The 6,029-nt window shown below is 52.7% G+C and carries 6 protein-coding genes; 2 read left to right on the top strand and 4 right to left on the bottom strand.

Features of this window, described 5'->3' with window-relative positions; translation table 11 throughout:
* Positions 1 to 542 precede the first annotated feature (542 nt).
* Entirely contained in the window at positions 543 to 1,430 is an 888-nt protein-coding gene (gene glyQ / locus NC979_RS21175) for a glycine--tRNA ligase subunit alpha (protein WP_190521419.1), read from the top strand.
* A gap of 84 nt (positions 1,431 to 1,514) precedes the next feature.
* On the opposite strand, the gene NC979_RS21170 is transcribed toward glyQ, so the two are convergent.
* Positions 1,515 to 2,681 (bottom strand): pyridoxal-phosphate-dependent aminotransferase family protein, encoded by a 1,167-nt coding sequence (locus NC979_RS21170; RefSeq protein WP_190521417.1) that lies wholly within the window; start codon positions 2,679 to 2,681, stop codon positions 1,515 to 1,517.
* 124 nt (positions 2,682 to 2,805) lie between these two features.
* Positions 2,806 to 4,338 (bottom strand): sensor histidine kinase, encoded by a 1,533-nt coding sequence (locus tag NC979_RS21165; RefSeq protein WP_190521415.1) that lies wholly within the window; start codon positions 4,336 to 4,338, stop codon positions 2,806 to 2,808.
* Positions 4,339 to 4,581: 243 nt separating this feature from the next.
* On the opposite strand from NC979_RS21165, the gene NC979_RS21160 reads away from it, so the two are divergent.
* Entirely contained in the window at positions 4,582 to 4,920 is a 339-nt protein-coding gene (locus NC979_RS21160) for a DUF3155 domain-containing protein (RefSeq protein ID WP_190521413.1), read from the top strand.
* A 99-nt stretch (positions 4,921 to 5,019) separates the two neighbouring features.
* On the opposite strand, the gene NC979_RS21155 is transcribed toward NC979_RS21160, so the two are convergent.
* Both NC979_RS21155 and NC979_RS21150 read right to left on the bottom strand, forming a co-directional pair.
* Complete coding sequence (locus NC979_RS21155) at positions 5,020 to 5,550, bottom strand: cofactor assembly of complex C subunit B (RefSeq protein ID WP_190521411.1); 531 nt, start codon at positions 5,548 to 5,550, stop codon at positions 5,020 to 5,022.
* A gap of 72 nt (positions 5,551 to 5,622) precedes the next feature.
* The gene (locus NC979_RS21150; RefSeq protein WP_190521409.1) at positions 5,623 to 6,012 is read right to left on the bottom strand and encodes a PadR family transcriptional regulator; all 390 of its coding nucleotides are present in this window, start codon (positions 6,010 to 6,012) and stop codon (positions 5,623 to 5,625) included.
* Positions 6,013 to 6,029 lie beyond the last annotated feature (17 nt).

The raw sequence follows: 6,029 nt of genomic DNA, 5'->3' as shown, positions 1-6,029 counted from the left end.
ATCCTTGACAGGAACCTTGGCTTTGTTTCTAGACTATGTAGTTGTCGAGGTTCGCTTCAACCCTCGGTGAAAGACTCGTTCGAGTCGCTTCCCTCAGGCGCTTTATCAATATAGAGCGGATTCCCTGTGGTGTCAACACCTTTGATGGAAATTTCCCGAAATCCTCAAACGCCCTGTAATACAAGGCGTTTGCCCTTCCTGAGAAGCCTCACAAACGGAATCCATCAACAATTTTTTGGAAAAGTTTCTCGCGTAGACACCGTATCTAGCGCAGATGACAACAGAAATTACAGCACCTCTAGCGTCGCAAAATCCCTCTCGCTGAAGAACTTTGGGCTTTAGGCAACGCTAAACTCGCTCTGTAATTTGGAATACAGATATACCCAAAAAACCTTCTTTGGTTTTACACCGGCGGGTGGCGATGCGCTGCAAGTGGCTATAGGGAGACATCCAGAAGGAAATTTGTCAGCGCAGGGGCAAGTCTGTTGAATACTATTTGAAGGTTATGAGTATGAGTCTGGGTAAGTAACCGGAGGAGAGCTGTGCATTTTCAGGCTGTAATTGCGACACTGAATGCTTTTTGGGCCAAGCAGGGCTGTGTGATTATGCAGCCTTACGATACAGAGAAGGGGGCCGGAACAAAGAGCCCACATACCTTTTTGCGGGCGCTGGGGCCGGAGCCTTGGTCAGTGGCCTACGCGGAACCTTGCCGAAGACCGGCAGATGGGCGCTACGGGGAAAACCCGAACCGCTACCAGCATTATTTTCAGTACCAGGTATTGATTAAGCCATCGCCTGAGAACATCCAGGAGACTTATATAGACTCGCTGCGGGCGTTGGGGATTAAACCAGAAGACCACGACATTCGGTTTGTGGAGGACAACTGGGAAGATGCGGCGGTGGGTGCTTGGGGTGTAGGTTGGGAAGTGTGGCTGGACGGGATGGAGATTACCCAGTTCACCTATTTCCAGCAGTGCGGGGGGATTGACTGCCGCCCGGTGTCAATTGAGCTAACCTACGGGCTAGAGCGGTTGACGATGTATTTGCAGGAAGTAGATGCGATCGCCAAAATTCGCTGGAACGATCAGCTCACCTACGGTGATATCTATATGCAGGCGGAGGTTGAGAACTCGACGTACAACTTTGAGGCCTCAAATCCAGAACTGCTGTTCACGCTGTTTGATTTGTATCAGCAGGAAGCAGAGCAGCTGATGGATCGAGGGCTGGTGCTGCCGAGTTATGACTATGTGCTGAAGTGCTCACATACCTTCAACCTGCTGGATGCGCGAGGCGTGATTTCGGTAACAGAGCGCACCCGATACATTCGTCAGGTACGAGGACTAGCCCGGCGAGTAGCACAGCTTTACCTAGAACAACGAGAAAAGCTAGGATTTCCCCTGTTGGCAAGCGAGCAGCAGAATGTAGCTTAGAAAACTGCTTTGGCGAAGAAGGCGTCTCCACAGCTCACGGAGATGCCTTCTTCATTTGCTGTGGGTAGTCAGTTACTTGACGCGTCAAGCAGATTGACGCAGGACCGTGCCCAATGCGTGTAACAGGGTATCGACATTCTTTTGCTGGCTGTTGTGGCCCATGAGGCCAATTCGCCAAACTTTGCCTCCAAGTTCTCCGAGCCCACCGCCGACTTCAATGTTGTAGTCGGTCATAAGTTGACGACCAACGGCTTTGGCATCGACGCCGTCGGGTACTCGTACGGTAGTCAGGGTCGGTAGACGAAGGGATTCTTCGACGTGACAGGTGAGACCAAGGTCCGCTAGCCCTTGCCAAAAGTAGGTGGCAGTTTGTTGATGACGCTGCCAACGGGCCTCTAGGCCTTCTTCGGTAAGCAGACGCAGGGCTTCGCGCAGAGCGTAGGTGAGGTTGACTGGTGCGGTATGGTGATAAACCCGCTCTGGCCCCCAGTATTTTCGCAGCAGGGCCGCATCGAGATACCAGTTGGCAACGGGTTGGCGACGGCGCTCTAGCTTGGCGACAGCTCGAGGGCTCATGGTGAAGGGGGAAATACCAGGGGCACAGCTCAATCCTTTTTGGCTACAGCTGTAAGCCAGATCAACCTGCCATTCGTCGAGAAAAATTGGCACACCGCCTAGGCTGGTGACAGTATCAACCAGCAGCAAACAGTCATGGTCGGCGCAGGCTGACCCTAATCCTTCGAGGGGTTGGCGGACTCCGGTGGACGTCTCGGCGTGGACGATCGCCAACACCGCAGGCCGATGTTCCTTTAATGCGGCGGTAAGTTCCTCTAGGGTAAAAGCTTCACCCCAAGGCCGGTGAATGGTGACAACATCGGCTCCATAGCGCTGGGCCATATCGACTAAGCGGTAGCCAAAATAGCCTTTGACAGCAACTAAGACGCGATCGCCCGGTTCAATAGCATTTGCGATCGTTGCTTCCATCGCTGCAGACCCGGTACCGGCCACGGCATAGGTGAGGAGATTAGTGGTCTGCCAGGTATAGCGCAGCAGCTCTTGAACTTCATCCATCATCGCTAGGTAAGCAGCGTCTAGATGGCCAATGGGCTGCTGATTCATAGCGGCAATGACACGGGGGTCAGCGTTGCTAGGCCCCGGTCCTAACAACAACCGTTCGGGTACCATTAGGGGGGATAGAGAGGCTGGCGGCGCCAGCCGAGCTGAGGAATTGGGGGATAGGGTGGTTGCCATGGGTAACACCGAAGACGATGGATTGCTGAACCTAATGAACAGACTGAACCCATTCTCCTATGGATGCGGCATTCCGTAGTGGGAAGCACAACGGTAGCACCTTAGCCCATCAATCTCGTTGGGTCTACACCTCGCTATCTAAGGCTTTTAGCCAAACCACAAACACAACGCCGGGATTTTGGGGATAAGCTACAGCCTCTGGCGGCAGCCATGACGTGCCTTGAACAGGGCTAACTAGATCGATCCGCCCCCCCATGCCCTGCACTAGGTCTTGCACAATGGCGAGACCTAGTCCCGTACCCGGAATGTCGCCCTGGGCTCGCACACCGCGAAAGTGACGGGTAAATAACTGGGGCTGGTCACTAGGGGGAATGCCTGCACCGGTATCGCCTACGGCAATTCCCTGGAACATCTGCCTGCCAATCCGCTGCACTAGCCCTGCGGTAATCCAGACTAGAGACCCAGCAGGTGAATACTTTAGGGCATTGTCGAGCAGGTTGTGGAGCACTTCTCCTAGAGCAGCAGCATCAAGCCAAACCATGGGTAAAGGGGTAGGAATGTGGTGCACCAGGTGCAGTCCCCGCTCATGAGCCAGGGGTGCAATGGACTGCACCAGTGGAAGGGCAATCTCAGCAATCGCACCAGGCTGCACCCTTAGCGATCGTCCCAGCCCATGCCCTGTTGCTGAAACCAAGTCTTCAAGGGGCTGACTTTGAGTCGTTGCCAACCTGCTGTTTAAGGTGTCTTCGTTGCTGTCGATAACAATACTAGGGCGATCGCTCCATTCACTGGGTGAGCTTGGTAGCAGCAACCTACCCGCTGGTGGGGTAGTAGCCTGCGCCAAGGTTTCATCCCCTTCGGCAACAGCGGTATCAAAATGCTGGGCCAAATCCTGCAATCGCCGGCTCTCCCGCACAATGCCTTCAGCAATCGGCCGATTGGTATCCTCAGGGGGTAACCGTTTGACCATCAATTTGCCAAAGGTCTGTAAAGCTGTGAGCGGATTGCGAAACTGATGCAGCAGATCGTGAAAGGTTTCGGACTGATCGGCTTGGATTAGCTGACGTTGGTTGAGCTGACGCTGAAGCCATTGGCTACGCTGGTCCAGCACGTAGGCGATCGCCAACGTGCTGGCGACCTGCTCAGCCCGTCGATAATCGTCCGCTGTCCACGGCAGTGCTTCGCGAGTACTGACGATCATGCCCAGCACCACTCCATCATGGGCCAACGGCAAAACCAGAGGATACGTGGTTAGATCAGTCCCCACTCCCTGTAGCTGGGTTGCCGGTTCTATTCCAAACGGCATCGAGAGCAAACCCTTCTCCGAAGAAACACTGGCTGTGGATGGTAGCCCAGCTGAATCTCGCTCTGAATCAATGGGTTGCTGAAGCCACTGTTCTGGTTGAACGATTGGGGATTGCTTGCTGCCATCAACTTCTTCAGCTGTGTTGAATACTGCCGCTAGCCCCTCCCGCAAGTCGTGCCACAGGTTGGCGGTTTCTGGATAAGCCACCAGCGGTATCAAAGTGGGATTTATTGTCTCAACGGTGGCTTCGACCAAATACACCACTGTGGAAGCAGCCCCCAACGACTGGGTCAGCAGGAGTACCTGGGACTGACACAATGTGGTGAATTCAGAGCTGGGAGAGCCAATCATGGCGGCACAACATAAGAGTTTGACGGAAGAAAAATTAAAGTTTTGTCAATTTTTTAACAATTCTGTTCAGCTCTGATCTCCTTAGACACCCTTGTATCCTTTATAGCGCTTGGTGTTCGGAGGTTTTAGGCCGATTTTTAAGAGAAGTTGAAATTCTTATTTTGAGCCTATATACTTGGCCTGGTTAACAAATTTTGTAACCGAAACTACATCCAAATATCCAATGAGAGGGAGGTAGGCAACTTGGCAAGGAGACGCAAGCGTAAGAGTCGTCGTCGCTTAGAAGGCCGTCGCATTTTAGAAGCTGTTCCTCAGTATAGTATTGAGAGCGGCAACGAAAAACCCGTAACCGCAGCTCGGAATTTTATCCATTCCGAGGGCATTGCCCCCCCAGCCCTGCTGCTGGTTAAGCGGAACGAGCATACCACTGACCGGTACTTTTGGGCCGAGAAGGGTCTATTTGGTGCCCAGTATGTAGAAGAGAATCATTTTCTTTTCCCCAGTCTGCGGGTGCTGCTCGGTGAAGAAGGTGAAGAAGAAGAAGAAGAGAACGCCTCAGTTTTAGAGACCTTGACTCACTAGGGTAAGTATTCTGATAGCAGATATCTGCTTTACCGGTGTCACCGTCAGAACTACTTTTCACATGCAAAAAGCTAGCCCTTGGGCTAGCTTTTTTTTGCTTTAGCGGTCAAAGCCTTGCTCAAGGGCAATCAGTTCATCGCGATGAGCTGTAACAGTAACCTTAGCAAGCGCACTTTCCAACGAGCCGCTGTCCGCAGCATTGGGCCGAATTTCTAGGCAAATCTCCTCATCGCGAGCAGCGCCACGCCAATAGAACCAGCCTGCTAGCGGGCTCAGTGCTAGCAGACCCAAAAAGATGGCGCTGTAGGCTGGCCATAGATTGGCGAGTACCAAAGCAAAACAAAGAGTCCCCACGGCGGCAAGCAGAGTTAAGAATCCAGCCAAAAACACGCTCGGACGTACTCTTCCCCGCAGGGTGATGCGTTGAGCCTCTTCTTCAGCCGCGATAATGGCATAGGCCCGTGACTCAAAGTAGGTCGTCAGGTTCTGCAGTAACGTTATGGGATCAACAGGGCGCGTTAGCGTCAGGGTTTCGATCCGGTCTTTGGTAGAAGCCCGAATAAAAAAAACTAACCCCACTATCATTAGCAGGGTTAGGAACAGAGTCGAATAGAGAACGGTGTCAGTCACGCCGGACCATGCAAAGCTACTCCTCTAGGGTACGGAATGTTGCAGCATTCAGGTAGGCCCTGCACCCCTGATTCATCGATGCGGAGCAGAGTAGGCTGGGCTTTGAGCGCAAGCTGGCCTAATTGGATCGCCCATATAGGTTTTCCAAAATTCGGCCAGTTCCTCGGCCTGAAGCCGCCAGTCAGGGTTAAGACGATACATGCGGCGAGGACGACCCCGGCCTTCTACCTTTTTCCAGTAGCCGTCAATAGCATTTTCGTCTTCCAAAAACTTAAGTGCTCCGTAAAGCACCGTATCTGATAGACGATAGTGGGGATACTGATGGGTTAACCGCTGGATCAATTCGGTGCCGTAGGAATCTTGCTGGAGCAATACCGACAACACGTAGCAAACGGCAAGCTCTTTGTTCAGGTAAATTGGCGGTGGATCCTCGAAGAACTGATAAATATCCTCAAATTTCATGGGATCGCTCCAGGTGT

The sequence above is a fragment of the Leptolyngbya subtilissima AS-A7 genome (assembly GCF_039962255.1).
Lineage (GTDB): Bacteria > Cyanobacteriota > Cyanobacteriia > Phormidesmidales > Phormidesmidaceae > Nodosilinea.
Note: the sequence above shows the minus strand (reverse complement) of the source record. Positions and strands in the feature narration are given on the sequence as shown.

Coding starts and splice junctions, on each gene's coding strand:
- NC979_RS21165 (WP_190521415.1), bottom strand. CDS start 4,338: ATGATTGGCTCTCCCAGCTCTGAATTCACCACATTGTGTCAGTCCCAG.
- NC979_RS21150 (WP_190521409.1), bottom strand. CDS start 6,012: ATGAAATTTGAGGATATTTATCAGTTCTTCGAGGATCCACCGCCAATT.
- NC979_RS21170 (WP_190521417.1), bottom strand. CDS start 2,681: ATGGCAACCACCCTATCCCCCAATTCCTCAGCTCGGCTGGCGCCGCCA.